Origin of the sequence: Parasporobacterium paucivorans DSM 15970, from assembly GCF_900141895.1 — a bacterium.
GTDB lineage: Bacteria > Bacillota > Clostridia > Lachnospirales > Lachnospiraceae > Parasporobacterium > Parasporobacterium paucivorans.
The window spans coordinates 1-15,165 of record NZ_FQYT01000023.1; the positions used below are offsets into that span (position 1 = coordinate 1).

Sequence of the window (15,165 nt, forward strand, 5' to 3'; positions counted from 1 at the left end):
ATTTGCTTTTTAAATTCAAAACTATATTTTGCCATAAAAAAACTGACCTCCCATAAGTTAGATTTTTAGGTCTAACTTATGGGGGTCAGTTCAAATCCGGCGGTCCATCTTTTTTATACTAGGACTGAAATTTAATGGCTGCGTTTATGAATCCGTTGAAAAGGGGATGAGGCCGGTTGGGTCTGGATTTCAGTTCCGGATGCGCCTGTGTGGCCAAAAACCATGGATGATCCTCTAATTCTATCATTTCCACGATTCGTCCATCCGGGGATATTCCGGATAAAATCATCCCTTTTTCTCTCAGTACGTTCCTGAAATCGTTATTTACCTCATAACGGTGTCTGTGGCGTTCATGGATAACATCTTGTCCGTATAATATATATGCTTTGGAATTTTGATCCAGTACGCAAGGATAGGAGCCGAGGCGGAGTGTTCCTCCCAGGTCCGTGATTCCATTCTGCTCCGGCATGATATGGATTACCGGATGGGTTGTGGATGGATCCAGTTCCGTACTGTGTGCATCGGCGAATCCGACCACATCACGGGAAAACTCCACAATGGCAAGCTGCATTCCCAGACAAAGTCCCAGGAAAGGGATCTTGTGTTCTCTTGCGTATTTGATGGCAAGGATTTTTCCTTCCACGCCTCTGTCGCCGAATCCTCCTGGAACCAGGATTCCGGACACATCCTTGAAAACCTCGTTAATATTGCATTCATTCAGCTTTTCGGAATCAACCCACTCAATACAGACATTGGCCGCATTGGCGACGCCGGCATGTTTCAGGGATTCCACAACGCTTATGTAAGCATCATGAAGCTGGACATATTTACCTACCAGAGCAATTTTTACAGTATCAGTCAAATGCCTTGCGGCCTCAACCATGAGCTTCCATTCCTCCAGATCCGGTTCAGGACATGGAAGTTTCAGGCATTCGCAGGCTGCCTGTGCCAGGTGTTCTTCTTCCATCGCCAGAGGAACCGCATACAGGTTATCCACATCCAGGTTCTGGATGACACGGTTGTTAGGAACATTGCAGAATAATGCAATTTTATCCTTCATCTGCTGGCTGATCGGGTGCTCCGAACGGCAAACCAGGATATCCGCATGAAGACCCATGGATTGGAGCTCCCGGACGCTGGCCTGGGTCGGCTTTGTTTTTAATTCACCGGAAGCCGTGAGGTAGGGAATCAGAGTCACATGCAGAAGGATGGCATTTTCGGGCCCTACATCATGCTGGAACTGACGGATTGCCTCCAGAAAAGGCTGGCTTTCTATATCGCCGACGGTTCCGCCGACTTCAATAATGGCGATCTCTGTTTTGGTCTCTCCTGGATTCCGGTAGAATCTTCCCTTGATCTCATTGGTGATATGAGGGATTACCTGTACGGTTCCGCCGCCGTAATCGCCCCTGCGTTCCTTGGATAATACGGACCAGTAGATTTTGCCTGTGGTGACATTTGAGTTTTTGTTTAAATTCTCATCTATAAATCTTTCATAATGGCCCAAATCCAAATCGGTTTCGGTGCCGTCGTCTGTTACAAATACTTCCCCATGCTGTATTGGATTCATGGTACCCGGATCCACATTGATATACGGGTCAAATTTCTGCATGGTTACTGCATAGCCTCTGGCCTTCAAAAGACGGCCCAGAGAGGCTGCCGTGATACCCTTGCCGAGACCGGACACAACACCTCCGGTTACAAATACGTACTTCACTGCCATGTAATGACCTCCCAAATAAAATAAACTTAATTATACACCATAGAAGCATGAAGTCCACCATTTTTTTGAGAGTTTGTGAAATATGTTTGAAATATATACGTTCCTTATTGATTTATAATTCGGATGAATCTATAATAAATAGAACAATGGTTCTTAAACTAGTATTTAGAAAGAGGCTAATATGAATAACAATAACCGGGATGACAAAAAACCAAAAAATAATTCGACCATAATGATCATTATTATTGTGGGAATCATTACCATTCTGGGAATAAGTGCTTTATCCAGCATGTTGGAAAAAGCTACTTCAAAGGAAGTTACCTACAACGAATTCCTCACCATGATTGACGAAGGAAAAGTTGAATCTATTATTTTCAGCAACGACAACAAGATTATGATCACGCCAAAAGGAATGGATGAAGCCCTTGTGGGGTATACATACTGGACCACCAACCTGAATGATCCGGAGCTGATACCCCTTCTTAAAACGAAACCGGATATCAAATACACGGGTGAACAGGCGGATTCTCAATCCACTCTTTTGAATTTCGTTTTTGTATGGGTGCTGCCCTTTGTGGCAGTCTATTTCGTGATGGGGATCATATTCAAAAAAATGGGAAAAGGCGGCGGAGTAATGGGCGTCGGCAAGTCGAACGCCAAGATTTATGTGGAAAAATCTACCGGAGTGACCTTCCGGGATGTGGCCGGATGTGATGAAGCCAAGGAATCTCTTACGGAAATCGTGGATTTCCTGCACAATCCGGGCAAGTATTCCCAAATCGGCGCAAAGCTTCCCAAAGGAGCCCTTCTGGTCGGACCTCCGGGAACCGGCAAGACACTCCTGGCCAAAGCGGTTGCAGGAGAGGCCAAGGTGCCATTCTTCTCCCTGTCCGGATCGGATTTTGTGGAGATGTTTGTAGGCGTCGGAGCATCCCGTGTGAGGGACCTTTTCAAACAGGCCCAGCAGCAGGCACCCTGTATAATATTTATTGATGAGATTGATGCTATCGGCAAGAGCAGAGATACGAAGTTCGGCGGCAACGACGAGCGTGAACAGACTCTGAACCAGCTGCTTTCTGAGATGGATGGTTTTGATTCTTCCAAGGGAGTATTCATACTGGCGGCTACCAACCGTCCGGAAGTACTGGATAAGGCCCTGCTCCGTCCAGGCCGTTTCGACAGGAGAATCATCGTGGACAAGCCGGACCTGAAGGGCCGGGTGGAAATCCTGAAGGTACACTCCAAAAATGTGGCCATGGATGACACGGTGGATCTGGAGGCAATCGGACTGGCTACCAGCGGTGCTGTAGGATCGGATCTTGCCAATATGATAAATGAGGCAGCTATCAATGCAGTCCAGAACGGAAGAAGCGCCATTTCTCAGAATGACCTTTTTGAATCCGTGGAAGTAGTCGTAGCGGGCAAGGAAAAGAAGGACAGGATACTTAATAAGGAAGAAAAGAAAGTGGTTGCCTACCATGAGGTAGGGCATGCCCTGATAACGGCTTTGGAGAAAAAGGCGGAACCGGTACAGAAAATCACCATCGTTCCAAGAACCATGGGTTCTCTGGGATACGTCATGCAGGTGCCAGAGGAAGAAAAATACCTTATGTCCAAGCAGGATCTGGAGGCACGTATTGTTACCCTTCTGGGAGGCAGGGCTTCCGAGGAGATCGTGTTTGAGAGCGTGACTACAGGTGCTTCCAACGACATGGAAAAAGCAACCAAACTGGCAAGGGCCATGATCACCCAGTTCGGAATGTCCGAAAAATTCGGCTTGATGAGTCTGGAAACCATCGAAAACCAGTATCTGGATGGAAGGGCATCCCTGAACTGCAGCGAAGCCACAGCTGCGGAAGTGGACAAAGAAGTGCAGGAAATGCTGCGAACGAGCTATGGTAAAGCGAAAGAGCTGATACTGGCCAATCGGGCGGCATTGGATAGAATAGCAGAATATCTGTATGAGAAGGAAACCATTACCGGAGCCCAGTTTATGGAAATCTTCAATCAGGAGAATCTTGAGGGTCTGGAGACTGAAACAGGCGAACCGGTTGTGCAGAACGGGGAAAATGTTTAATATTGAGGAAGAATTAAAAAAGCTGCCGTCATCACCGGGTGTCTACCTGATGCATGACGGCAGGGATACAATCATATATGTTGGGAAGGCCATAAACCTGAAGAACAGAGTGCGACAGTATTTCCAGAAGAGCAGAAATGTGTCGTCCAAGATAGAGCAGATGGTCACCCGGATCACTTATTTTGAATATATTGTAACGGATTCGGAGTTGGAGGCCTTGATTCTGGAGAGCAATCTGATCAAGGAACACCAGCCCCGTTATAATACCATGCTGAAGGATGATAAAAGTTATCCGTATATCAAGGTGACGGTGCAGGAGGATTATCCCCGCATCCTTTTCTCTCGGGATCAGAAGAAAGACAAATCCAAGTATTTTGGCCCGTTTACAAGTGCGGGAGCCGTCAAGGACACAATAGAGCTACTGACAAAAATCTATAAAATAAGAACATGCAGCAGGGTCCTGCCAAGAGATATCGGGAAGGAAAGGCCCTGCTTGAATTATCATATCCAGCAGTGCGATGGACCCTGTCAGGGATATATCAGCAAAAGAGATTACGGACAGGCTGTCCAGAGCACCATGGAATTTCTGAAGGGGAATTTCAAGGATGTGCTGAATCTGCTGGAAGACAAGATGAACCAGGCTTCAGAGGAGCTGGAATTCGAAAAGGCCATCGAATACAGGGAGCTTCTGTTCAGCGTCAGACAGATTTTCCAGAAACAGAAGATGGAAGCAGACAATAACGAGAATAAAGATATTATTGCGTATGCGGCGGATGGTCTGGATGCCGTAGTACAGGTTTTTTTTATCCGGAATGGAAAGCTTCTGGGGAGAGAACACTTTCATCTCCGTATAGCACTTCAGGAATCAGGACGCCAGATACTGGGAAGCTTCATCAAGCAATATTATGCAGGCACTCCGTTTATTCCGAAGGAGCTTTTAGTCCAGGAAGAGCCGGAGGATGAAGAGGTCATTGAGGAATGGCTCTCTGGCAGACTCGGACAGAAGGTCCGGATTACCACCCCCAAGAAGGGCGGGAAGGAAAAGCTGGTGGAGCTCGCCAAAAAGAATGCGGACCTGATTATTTCCCAGGACAAGGAAAAACTCCGGATAGAACATATACGAACAGCCGGAGCCATGGAGGAAATAAGGGAACTGCTGGGACTAGAGAAACTGAACCGCATAGAGGCTTTCGATATTTCCAACACCAGCGGTTATGAATCCGTTGCGTCCATGGTGGTTTATGAAGGCGGGAAACCCAAGAGGAATGATTACCGTAAATTCAGGATAAAGTGGGTGAAGGGAGCAGATGATTATTCCAGTCTGGCAGAAGTGCTGACGAGAAGGCTTGCCCATGGCATCAAGGAAGCACAGGAACTGGAAGAAAAAGGAATCAGCCAGAACCTGGGGAATTTCACTAAATTTCCGGATCTTATCCTGATGGATGGAGGCAAAGGCCAGGTAAATATTGCTCTGCGTGTACTGGAAGAGATGGGTCTGGACATTCCGGTCTGCGGGATGGTGAAGGATGACAATCACAGAACAAGAGGGCTTTACTACCGGAATGAAGAGGTTCCCCTGAAGAAGTCCAGTGAGGGATTCCGTCTGATTACCAGAATCCAGGATGAAACCCACCGGTTTGCCATTGAGTACCACAGGAAACTCCGGGGAAAAGAACAGCTTCATTCTATACTGGATGACATAGAGGGAGTCGGACCGAAACGGAGGCTGGAGCTTATGAAAGCTTTTAAAAACATTGATAACATTAAAAATGCAGATATGGAAGAGCTGAATGCGGTGCCGGGAATGAACATGGCGGCTGCCAGAAAAATATATGAATTCTTTCATTAGTCTGATATAATCAGCTGAGTAGCTTTTATGGCTGTAAAGGGTCTGGAGGGTAAAATATGCAGAGTATTGCACTGACTGCGATTGCAGAGAAATTGGAACTGAAAAGTCTGACACCAGAGATGAATATCGAGAATATTGAGATCGTGGAGCCGGATATAAACAGGCCGGCCCTGCAGCTTGCAGGTTTCTTCGATCATTTTGACAGTGGACGTGTCCAGGTTATCGGACATGTGGAACACACCTTCGTCCAGACGTTGGAGAAGGATGTCCGGATCAAAAGATATGAGCAGCTGCTGAGCCACAATCTTCCATGCGTAATTTTCTGCCGTGACCTTATCCCGGATCAGGATTTTATGGATATCGCAAGGGACAAGAACATACCGGTGTTTTCCACCGGTAAGGTGACATTTCCGTTTATTGCCGAAATTGTTGCGCTTCTTTACAGACTGCTTTCTCCGAGTATGACGGTTCACGGGGTTCTGGTGGACGTTTACGGAGAAGGAATCCTTATCATGGGCGAGAGCGGCATCGGTAAAAGCGAGGCTGCCCTGGAGCTGATCCGAAGGGGACACAGGCTCGTAGCGGACGATGTGGTGGAACTGCACCGTGTTACACCGGAACAGCTGATTGGAAGGTCCCCGGATATTACGAGGCATTTCATTGAAGTCAGGGGCATCGGTATTCTGGATGTCAAGACCCTGTTCGGTGTTGGAAGCGTCAAGGACGAACATCCGGTAGATATTGTCATAAAATTCGAGGACTGGGACCGGGAAAGAAAATATGACAGACTCGGGCTGGAAGATGAATACATGGAATTTCTGGGGAACAAGGTCGTAGCCCATGCCATTCCAATCCGTCCGGGACGGAATCTGGCAGTCATCGTCGAATCTGCGGCAATCAACTGCCGCCAGAAGAAGATGGGTTACAATGCTGCCCAGGAACTGTACAAAAGGGTGCAGGAAAATATCAACAGGAAAAAGTGATAATGGAACGAATCGTATTTGGCGTGGACGTCGGAGGGACGACTATTAAAGCAGGCTGCTTCACGATGGAAGGCAGACTGCTTGAAAAGTGGACAATTCCCACAAGGACACAGGAGGAAGGAAGGGATATCCTTCCGGATATAAGTGGGCTGATACATGGGAAAATCAGCGGAAATACCGTTTTGGCCGGTGTGGGAATCGGTGTGCCGGGTCCAGTGACGGAAGCCGGTCTGGTGCTCGGCTGTGTCAACCTGGGTTGGGATACATTCCATCTTGAAAAGAAGTTCTCAAATATGTTGGGAGGCGTACCGGTGAAGGCCGGTAATGACGCCTCCCTTGCGGCTTTGGGTGAATATGTGATGGGTGCCGGCAGGGGATGCCCGGATATGGTTCTGGTAACCCTGGGGACGGGAGTCGGTTCCGGAATAATTATTGACGGGCACCTTGTCACGGGCTATAATGGAGCCGCAGGCGAAATTGGGCATATGCCTCTTGTGCCGGAGTGTGAAGACACATGCACATGCGGGAAAAAAGGATGTCTGGAGCTGGCTGCCTCGGCTTCCGGTATTGTCCGGCAGGCGAACAGACTTTTGGCAGGCACGGATACGGATTCGCAGCTCCGGGGAATAAAATCCTTTACGGCCAAAGATGTATTTGAACTGGCAAAAAAAGGGGATTTCCTGTCACTCAGTGTGATAGAGAGGGCAATGGATTACCTTGCATCCGGGCTTGCATGCACAGCGTCGGTGGTAAATCCGGGCCTGTTTTTGATTGGCGGAGGAATGAGCGGGGCCGGCATGTTTCTTGTGGACATGCTGGAAGAAAAATTCAGGGAAAAAGCATTTACGCCCTGCGGAGATGTGAAATTCGGCATAGCCTCCCTGGGACCGGATGCGGGCATATACGGAGCTGCAGCACAGATTATCCAATCGCTGAGAAATGAAAGGCTTTAAGACTGATATGGAAAAAGATATTATAAGACAATTTTGCGATATTGCAGGGACAGACAACGTGGAAACGGATGCGCCCATGAACCGATATACAACCTTCAGAACGGGCGGACCGGCAGACTGTATGGTTTCACCCGGAACCATAGAACAGATACGCCAGCTGCTGAAAATCTGCAGGGAAAACAAGATAAAATACTTTGTAATGGGAAATGGCAGCAATGTAATCGTAAGAGACAGCGGATACAGAGGGCTGATTATACGCATAAATAAAAATTTCAGTGGAATCAGGCTGGAAGGAGAAATGATAACTGCCCAGGCCGGCATGATGCTTTCCAAGGTCGCGGCAGCCGCCAGCACAGCCGGGCTGACAGGCATGGAATTTGCCTCCGGTATTCCGGGCACTCTGGGAGGAGCCCTGGGCATGAACGCTGGAGCTTATGGCGGGGAGATGAGCCAGATAGTCGAGTGGGTCAAAGTCATGGACCAGAACGGGGATTTACGGACCCTTTCCAGGGAAGAGCTGGAGTACGAATACAGGAACAGCAGAATTCTCAAAGAGAATTATATTGCACTGGAAGCGGGAATCCGGCTCGAAAAAGGAGACCCGGACCGCATCAAACAGACAACGGAGGAGCTTGGGAACTGCCGGAGGGAAAAACAGCCTCTGGAATACCCCAGTGCCGGAAGCACATTCAAACGGCCGGCCGGAAGCTTTGCCGGAAAGCTGATAATGGACGCCGGGCTTGCCGGACGCAGAGTAGGGGATGCCCAGGTGTCCGAAAAGCACTGCGGCTTCATCATCAACCGGGGGAATGCAACCTCTGGGGACATACTTGCGCTGATGCAGGAAGTAAAAGATATTGTATATAAAAAAACCGGTATCAGCCTGGAGTCGGAAGTAAAAATACTGGATTAGGGAGGAAGGCAGCATGTCGGAATGTGTCATTGTAACTGGAATGAGCGGCGCAGGAAAGACAACGGCCCTGCGGGCATTTGAAGACGAGGGATATAACTGCATTGACAATCTCCCCGTTGCCCTGATTGAGAAGCTTACTGAAATCGCCAGTTTTTCGAAGCTTGCCTTGTGTATCGACATACGGAGCGGGGACGCACTGGATGAACTGGAAGAAATGCTGGATATTCTCAAGAGGCGTGAATATTCATATAAAATCCTGTTTTTGGATGCGGACGATGAAATCCTCATCAACCGCTTCAAGGAGACGCGCCGGGCGCATCCCTTAGGAGAAGAGATGCGGGTAGGGGAAGTCATTGCCCTGGAACGTAAAAAAATGGATTTCCTGAGAAAAAAGGCCGATTATATCGTTGATACCAGCAGGATCAAGGCGAAGGACCTCCGGTCGAAAATAGAAGAGATATTCGTCCAGCATAAAGAATTTGACAATATGTTCATAACGATTTTGACTTTTGGATATAAACACGGCATTCCCCAGGATGCGGACTATGTGTTTGACGTAAGGTTTTTGCCGAATCCATTTTATATTCCGGAGCTGAAGCCACGAAGCGGGTTGGAAAAAGAAGTCAGGGGTTATGTGTTTTCCTTTGAAGAATCACAGATTTTTTGTGATAAGGTGGAGGAAATGATCCGATATCTGGTACCGATGTTTATAAGAGAAGATAAGAATCAGCTGGTCATCGCAATTGGATGTACCGGGGGCAGACACCGTTCGGTTGCCATGGCAGAGGAGATTTTTGACAGGCTGGATGACAATCGGGAATATGGAATCAATATTATTCACAGGGATATCAGCAGATAAAAGGAAAGGTACGGGAAGATGTCATTTTCGAGTGATGCCAGGGATGAAGTGGCAAGGGACATTGTAAAAGCAAGGCATTGCCGTCTTGCGGAATTATCTGCCATCATAGGTTTGAACGGCAGACTTTCAGTCAGCAGCGAAGGAAGATATTCACTGAGTCTTCATACCGAAAACATTGCAGTGGCAAGAAAGTACTTTACAATCATAAAAAAAACATTTAATATAGTTACTGTGATTTCAATTAAGAACAATGCCTACCTGAAGAAGTCAAGAACCTACACAATCACGATAGGAAAGCATGAAGGCGCGTTAGCCGTTTTGCAGGCTGCAAAGTACATCGACAGGGAAGGTAATGTATCCAAAAACCTGTTGCTGCAGGATAAGACGATCGTCATGAACGCCTGCTGCAAAAGAGCATTTCTGCGAGGAGCATTTCTGGCAGCTGGATCCATAAGCGACCCGGAAAAGTTCTATCATCTTGAGCTAGTGACATCCGATATGGAAAAAGCATTGGAATTGCAACACGTAATCACCGCATTCGGAATTGATGCAAAAATCGTCGGAAGAAAAAACAATTTTGTTGTTTATATCAAAGACAGTGACAGCATCGCTGAATTTCTGAATGTCATGGAAGCCCACGTGGCTCTTATGAACTTCGAAAACATAAGGATCCTCAAGGAAATGAGGAATTCGGTAAACCGTCAGGTGAACTGCGAAACAGCAAATATCAACAAGACGGTATCCGCTTCATTGAAACAGATAGAAGACATAACCTATATTAAAGAGACCGGGAATCTGCACACACTTACGGCAAATCTAAGGGAAATAGCTGAAATCCGGTTGGAATTTCCAGAACTGCCGTTGAAGGAACTAGGGACAATGTTAAATCCACCGATTGGAAAATCAGGAGTTAACCATAGATTGCGTAAGATAAGCGATATTGCTGATAGTTTAAGAGAGGTTAAGGAGGTACACAATGGTTACAAAGAACATGACAATTGAAATTAAGACAGGACTCGAGGCAAGGCCGGTCGCGCTGTTCGTACAGGTGGCAAGCCAGTTTGAAAGTTCCATTTATGTGGAAGTGGGTACCAAAAAGGTGAATGCCAAAAGCATTATGGGCATGATGACCTTAGGGCTTGCGGCAGGCGAGGAAGTGCATGTTATCGCCGATGGAAATGACGAAACAGAGGCCATCGAAAAAATAGAAGAATACTTAAGCTGCGGAAGCAGCAATTAATTTTCAAGTATACGGGCGCCGGTCAACGGTGCCCTTTTTGATTGTCGAAACAGCCTGTTTGTACTATAATGGTAACAATACTAAGCGGAGGTAAAGGAAATGGCGTTCACGCATTTACATGTACATACGGAATACAGCCTTTTGGATGGATCCTGTAAAATCAAGGAGCTGCTCAGGCAGGCAAAGGAGCTTGGAATGGACAGCCTGGCCATAACGGACCATGGTGTTATGTACGGAGCCATTGATTTTTATAAGGCCGCCAAGGAAATAGGAATCAATCCGATAATCGGATGTGAAATATATGTATCGCCCGGATCCCGTTTTGAAAAGGAAAGCAGCGCAGGGGAAGAACGGTACCACCATCTGGTTCTGCTGGCTGAAAACAATACCGGCTATGAAAACCTGATGAAGATAGTATCCTCGGGCTTTATAGAGGGCTTTTATTATAAACCCCGCGTGGATTATGAGATTCTGGAGAAATACCACGAGGGTATCATTGCCTTGAGCGCCTGCCTGGCGGGAGAAGTGCAGAGATATCTGTCGAGAGGCCTTTATGACGGCGGCCGGGAGGCGGCACAGCGTTACGAGAGCATCTTCGGGAAAGGCAACTTCTTCATGGAGCTGCAGGATCATGGCATTCCGGAACAGAAGCATGTAAACATGCAGCTGCTGAAGCTGAGCCGGGAAACCGGCATAGGGCTTGTGGCAACCAATGATGTCCATTACACCTTTGCGGAGGATGCGGAAGCCCACGATATCCTTCTGTGCGTGCAGACCAATAAAAAAGTGACCGACGAGGACCGGATGCGTTATGAAGGCGGACAGTTTTTCCTGAAGTCAGAAGATGAGATGAAAGCCCTGTTTCCCTTTGCCGTCGAAGCGCTGGAAAATACTGCCCAGATTGGGGCGAGATGCCATGTAGATATTGAATTCGGTGTTCTGAAGCTGCCGGAATACCAGGTGCCGGAAGGATATACCCCCGCCGGATACCTGCGGGAGCTCTGCAGCAGGGGTCTGGATGCCCGATATGGGGAAGAAGCGGATTCCCTGCAGGAAAGACTGGAATATGAACTGGATACCATTGAAAAAATGGGATTTGTGGAATATTTCCTGATTGTATGGGATTTCATTCATTATGCGAAGCAGCATGGAATAGCCGTGGGTCCGGGAAGGGGTTCTGCTGCCGGAAGCATCGTGTCCTACTGTCTGGATATAACGGACATCGACCCGATCCGTTACAGCCTCCTTTTTGAAAGGTTCCTGAATCCGGAGAGAATATCCATGCCGGATATAGATATTGACTTCTGCTATGAGCGCCGGCAGGAGGTCATAGATTACGTCATAGAAAAATACGGGAAAGAAAAGGTGGTGCAGATCATCACCTTCGGTACCATGGCTGCCAAGGGAGTCATCCGGGATGTAGGCAGGGCGCTGGATCTGCCTTATTCGTCCGTGGATGCCATTGCAAAGATGATCCCCAATGAACTCGGGATTACCATCGAAAAGGCCCTTAAAATGAATCAGGAGCTGCGCAGCGCCTATGAGATGGATGAAAGAATCCACTATCTGATAGACATGTCCAAAAGGCTGGAGGGGCTTCCGAGGCATGCCTCCATGCATGCGGCCGGCGTGGTGATCAGCCGGAAGGCCGTGGACGAGTACGTTCCCCTGTCCAGGGCATCCGATGGTTCCATCACCACTCAGTATGTCATGACCACGTTAGAGGAACTGGGGCTCCTGAAAATGGATTTTCTGGGCCTGCGGACTCTGACGGTCATCCGGGATGCCGTCTATCTGATCAATAAGGATCCGGACATCAGTCTGGATATCAACAAAATCGAATTCAACGATCCGAAGGTCTTTGAGCTGATCGGAAGCGGAAAGACGGAGGGGATTTTCCAGCTGGAAAGTGCCGGAATGAAGAGCTTTATGAAAGAGCTGAAACCGGAAAGCCTGGAGGATATCATAGCGGGCATTTCGCTGTACAGACCCGGACCTATGGACTTTATACCTAAATATATCCAGGGCAAAAACGACAGAAATGCGATCCGCTATGACTGCCCGCAGCTGGAACATATCCTTAAGCCTACCCATGGCTGCATTGTATACCAGGAACAGGTTATGCAGATTGCAAGGGATCTGGGCGGCTACACGCTGGGGCGGAGCGATCTGGTCAGGCGGGCCATGTCCAAGAAGAAGGCTTCCGTTATGGAAACGGAAAGACAGAATTTTGTATATGGAAATCCCCAGGAAGATGTAAAAGGCTGCATACAAAACGGGATTCGCGAGGATATCGCCCATAAGATCTGGGATGAGATGACAGATTTTGCCAAATATGCGTTTAACAAATCCCACGCGGCCAGCTATGCGGTCGTATCCTACCAGACGGCCTGGCTGAAGTGCTACTATCCGCTGGAATTCATGGCAGCCCTTATGACTTCGGTAATCGATAATTCCACAAAAATCGCGGAATATATTCTGGCCTGCCGGAATCTGGGCATCGCCATACTTCCGCCGGATATAAATGAAGGGGAGGGAGCTTTCTCCGTTTCCGGAAATGCCATCCGTTTCGGACTGCGGGCCATCAAGGGCGTAGGCAGAAACATCATCGAGGATATCGTCAGCGAAAGAGATATCAGGGGCAGATACGCCAGTCTGCGGGTTTTTCTGGAGAGGACATCCGGGATGAATCTGAATAAAAGGGCAATCGAAAACTTTATTAAAGCAGGAGCCCTGGACAGTCTGGAAGGCACCAGAAAACAGCTGATGCAGGTCTACGCGGCCGTGCTGGATGACGTAAACCAGGAGAAGAAAAATTCCATATCCGGGCAGATGAGCCTGTTCGATCTGGTCAGCGAGGAACAAAAGGCGGATTTTGAAATCAAGCTGCCGGACATAGGGGAATTTGCCAAGGATGTGCAGCTGGTTTTAGAGAAAGAGGTGCTTGGCGTTTACATAAGCGGACATCCTCTTCAGGAAGAGGAAGGCAAATGGAGGAAGAATGTAACTGCCATAAGCTCGGACTTTATCGTGAATGAGGACGGTGCCAGCAACGTGACGGACGGCGCGGATGTGGTAATCGGAGGGATCGTCTCGGGAATTTCCAGAAAAATAACCAAGAACAACCAGATGATGGCTTTTCTGACCATCGAAGATCTGGTAGGTACCGTGGAGGTTATCGTGTTCCCAAGGGATTATGAAAAATATCGGGACTTCATGCTGGAGGACGGGAAAGTCTTCGTCAGCGGCAGGGTTTCTGCCTCGGAGGACGAGCAGGGAAAACTGATTGCCAGGGAGGTCATCCCCTTCGAAAAAATCGCTAAAGAGGTCTGGGTAAAATTTACCGATATGGACCAATTCATGAACAGCGAAAAGGAGCTGGACAGGATAATCAGCATATATAAGGGTTCGGATACACTGATCGTTTACATTGAAAAGGAACGCCAGAAAAAAGTATATCCGTCGGCTTATCAGATAAATGCAAAGGAGTTTCTGGAGGTTGGAATCCGGGATATAATTGAAAAAGATGCGGTGCGTGTGGTGGACAAAGCCCTCAAGACCGCAGACAGGAGGAAAGGCAGATGAGCACCGATATGAAGACAATAGGCGTATTGACCAGTGGAGGAGATTCCCCGGGGATGAACGCAGCCATAAGGGGTGTCGTACGGACCGCTATTACTCTGGGTATGAAAGTTGTAGGAGTACGCAGGGGCTTTCAGGGCCTGATTGATAATGATCACGAGCATATGACGGGCAGAAGCGTGTCGGAAATCATCCAGAGAGGCGGAACAATCCTGTATACAGCCCGTTCGGACGAGTTCATGACCCGGGCTGGCCAGGAAGCAGCGGCAAAAACCTGCAGGGAGCTGAATCTGGATGCTCTCGTGATAATCGGCGGGGACGGCTCCTTCAAGGGGGCGGCAGATCTTTCAGATCTGGGAATCAATGTGATGTGCATACCCGGCACCATCGATCAGGATATTTCGTGTACGGAATATACCATCGGGTTTGATACGGCAGTAAATACAGCCATGGAGGCCATCGACAAAATCCGTGATACCTCCACCTCCCACGAAAGGTGCAGCATTATCGAGGTAATGGGAAGACACAACGGCCAGATTGCCCTGTGGTGCGGAATTGCAAACGGGGCGGAAGAGATTCTGCTTCCGGAAAATTATGATTACAATGAGCAGAAAATCGTCGAAAACATAATCAAAAGCAGGAAAAAGGGCAAGAGGCACCATATCATTATCAACGCAGAAGGCGTGGGGGATTCGGAAAAGATGGCAAAGCGGCTGGAGGCAGCCACAGGAATCTCTGCCCGGGCCACCATACTGGGCTACATGCAGAGAGGCGGCAACCCCTCCTGCAAGGACCGGGTTTATGCATCCATAATGGGAGCCATGGCGGTGGAGGCAGTCAGCCAGGGAAAGAAAAACCGCGTCATTGCCCGTGTAAAAGGAGAGTTCGTGGATATCGACCTGAAGGAAGGCCTTGCCATGGAGAAGAAATTCCCTCAGGAGTATTACCGGATCAGTAAACAGTTAGACAGAGTGAAGGAGAATTAA

The 15,165-nt window shown here is 48.2% G+C and carries 11 protein-coding genes; 10 read left to right on the top strand and 1 reads right to left on the bottom strand.

Annotated features, from left to right (window positions below; all coding sequences use genetic code 11):
* Positions 1–118: 118 nt before the first annotated feature.
* A complete protein-coding gene (locus BUA79_RS10060; RefSeq protein WP_073994299.1) occupies positions 119–1,723 on the bottom strand; it encodes a CTP synthase in 1,605 nt (534 codons plus the stop codon).
* 181 nt (positions 1,724–1,904) lie between these two features.
* Between BUA79_RS10060 and ftsH the strand changes: the two genes are divergently transcribed.
* From ftsH to BUA79_RS10110, 10 genes are all read left to right on the top strand, one after another.
* A complete protein-coding gene (ftsH, locus tag BUA79_RS10065) occupies positions 1,905–3,800 on the top strand; it encodes an ATP-dependent zinc metalloprotease FtsH (protein WP_073994300.1) in 1,896 nt (631 codons plus the stop codon).
* Complete coding sequence (gene uvrC / locus BUA79_RS10070) at positions 3,793–5,649, top strand: excinuclease ABC subunit UvrC (protein WP_073994301.1); 1,857 nt, start codon at positions 3,793–3,795, stop codon at positions 5,647–5,649. Before ftsH ends, uvrC begins: the two co-directional genes overlap by 8 nt.
* Before the next feature lie 56 nt (positions 5,650–5,705).
* Positions 5,706–6,632 (top strand): HPr(Ser) kinase/phosphatase, encoded by a 927-nt coding sequence (hprK, locus tag BUA79_RS10075; RefSeq protein ID WP_073994302.1) that lies wholly within the window; start codon positions 5,706–5,708, stop codon positions 6,630–6,632.
* A 2-nt stretch (positions 6,633–6,634) separates the two neighbouring features.
* The gene (locus tag BUA79_RS10080; protein WP_073994303.1) at positions 6,635–7,585 is read left to right on the top strand and encodes an ROK family glucokinase; all 951 of its coding nucleotides are present in this window, start codon (positions 6,635–6,637) and stop codon (positions 7,583–7,585) included.
* A 7-nt stretch (positions 7,586–7,592) separates the two neighbouring features.
* Positions 7,593–8,498, top strand: a complete 906-nt coding sequence (gene murB / locus BUA79_RS10085; RefSeq protein WP_073994341.1) for a UDP-N-acetylmuramate dehydrogenase — start codon at positions 7,593–7,595, stop codon at positions 8,496–8,498.
* 13 nt (positions 8,499–8,511) lie between these two features.
* Positions 8,512–9,357: an RNase adapter RapZ gene (gene rapZ, locus BUA79_RS10090; protein ID WP_073994304.1), complete on the top strand. Its 846-nt coding sequence runs from the start codon at positions 8,512–8,514 to the stop codon at positions 9,355–9,357.
* A gap of 18 nt (positions 9,358–9,375) precedes the next feature.
* A complete protein-coding gene (whiA, locus tag BUA79_RS10095; protein ID WP_073994305.1) occupies positions 9,376–10,359 on the top strand; it encodes a DNA-binding protein WhiA in 984 nt (327 codons plus the stop codon).
* Complete coding sequence (locus BUA79_RS10100) at positions 10,334–10,597, top strand: HPr family phosphocarrier protein (RefSeq protein WP_073994306.1); 264 nt, start codon at positions 10,334–10,336, stop codon at positions 10,595–10,597. Before whiA ends, BUA79_RS10100 begins: the two co-directional genes overlap by 26 nt.
* A gap of 99 nt (positions 10,598–10,696) precedes the next feature.
* Positions 10,697–14,182, top strand: a complete 3,486-nt coding sequence (locus BUA79_RS10105; protein ID WP_073994307.1) for a DNA polymerase III subunit alpha — start codon at positions 10,697–10,699, stop codon at positions 14,180–14,182.
* Positions 14,179–15,165 (top strand): ATP-dependent 6-phosphofructokinase, encoded by a 987-nt coding sequence (locus BUA79_RS10110; protein WP_073994308.1) that lies wholly within the window; start codon positions 14,179–14,181, stop codon positions 15,163–15,165. Before BUA79_RS10105 ends, BUA79_RS10110 begins: the two co-directional genes overlap by 4 nt.

Coding starts and splice junctions, on each gene's coding strand:
- BUA79_RS10105 (WP_073994307.1), top strand. CDS start 10,697: ATGGCGTTCACGCATTTACATGTACATACGGAATACAGCCTTTTGGAT.
- rapZ (WP_073994304.1), top strand. CDS start 8,512: ATGTCGGAATGTGTCATTGTAACTGGAATGAGCGGCGCAGGAAAGACA.
- whiA (WP_073994305.1), top strand. CDS start 9,376: ATGTCATTTTCGAGTGATGCCAGGGATGAAGTGGCAAGGGACATTGTA.
- BUA79_RS10100 (WP_073994306.1), top strand. CDS start 10,334: ATGGTTACAAAGAACATGACAATTGAAATTAAGACAGGACTCGAGGCA.
- ftsH (WP_073994300.1), top strand. CDS start 1,905: ATGAATAACAATAACCGGGATGACAAAAAACCAAAAAATAATTCGACC.
- BUA79_RS10060 (WP_073994299.1), bottom strand. CDS start 1,723: ATGGCAGTGAAGTACGTATTTGTAACCGGAGGTGTTGTGTCCGGTCTC.
- BUA79_RS10110 (WP_073994308.1), top strand. CDS start 14,179: ATGAGCACCGATATGAAGACAATAGGCGTATTGACCAGTGGAGGAGAT.
- murB (WP_073994341.1), top strand. CDS start 7,593: ATGGAAAAAGATATTATAAGACAATTTTGCGATATTGCAGGGACAGAC.
- BUA79_RS10080 (WP_073994303.1), top strand. CDS start 6,635: ATGGAACGAATCGTATTTGGCGTGGACGTCGGAGGGACGACTATTAAA.
- hprK (WP_073994302.1), top strand. CDS start 5,706: ATGCAGAGTATTGCACTGACTGCGATTGCAGAGAAATTGGAACTGAAA.
- uvrC (WP_073994301.1), top strand. CDS start 3,793: ATGTTTAATATTGAGGAAGAATTAAAAAAGCTGCCGTCATCACCGGGT.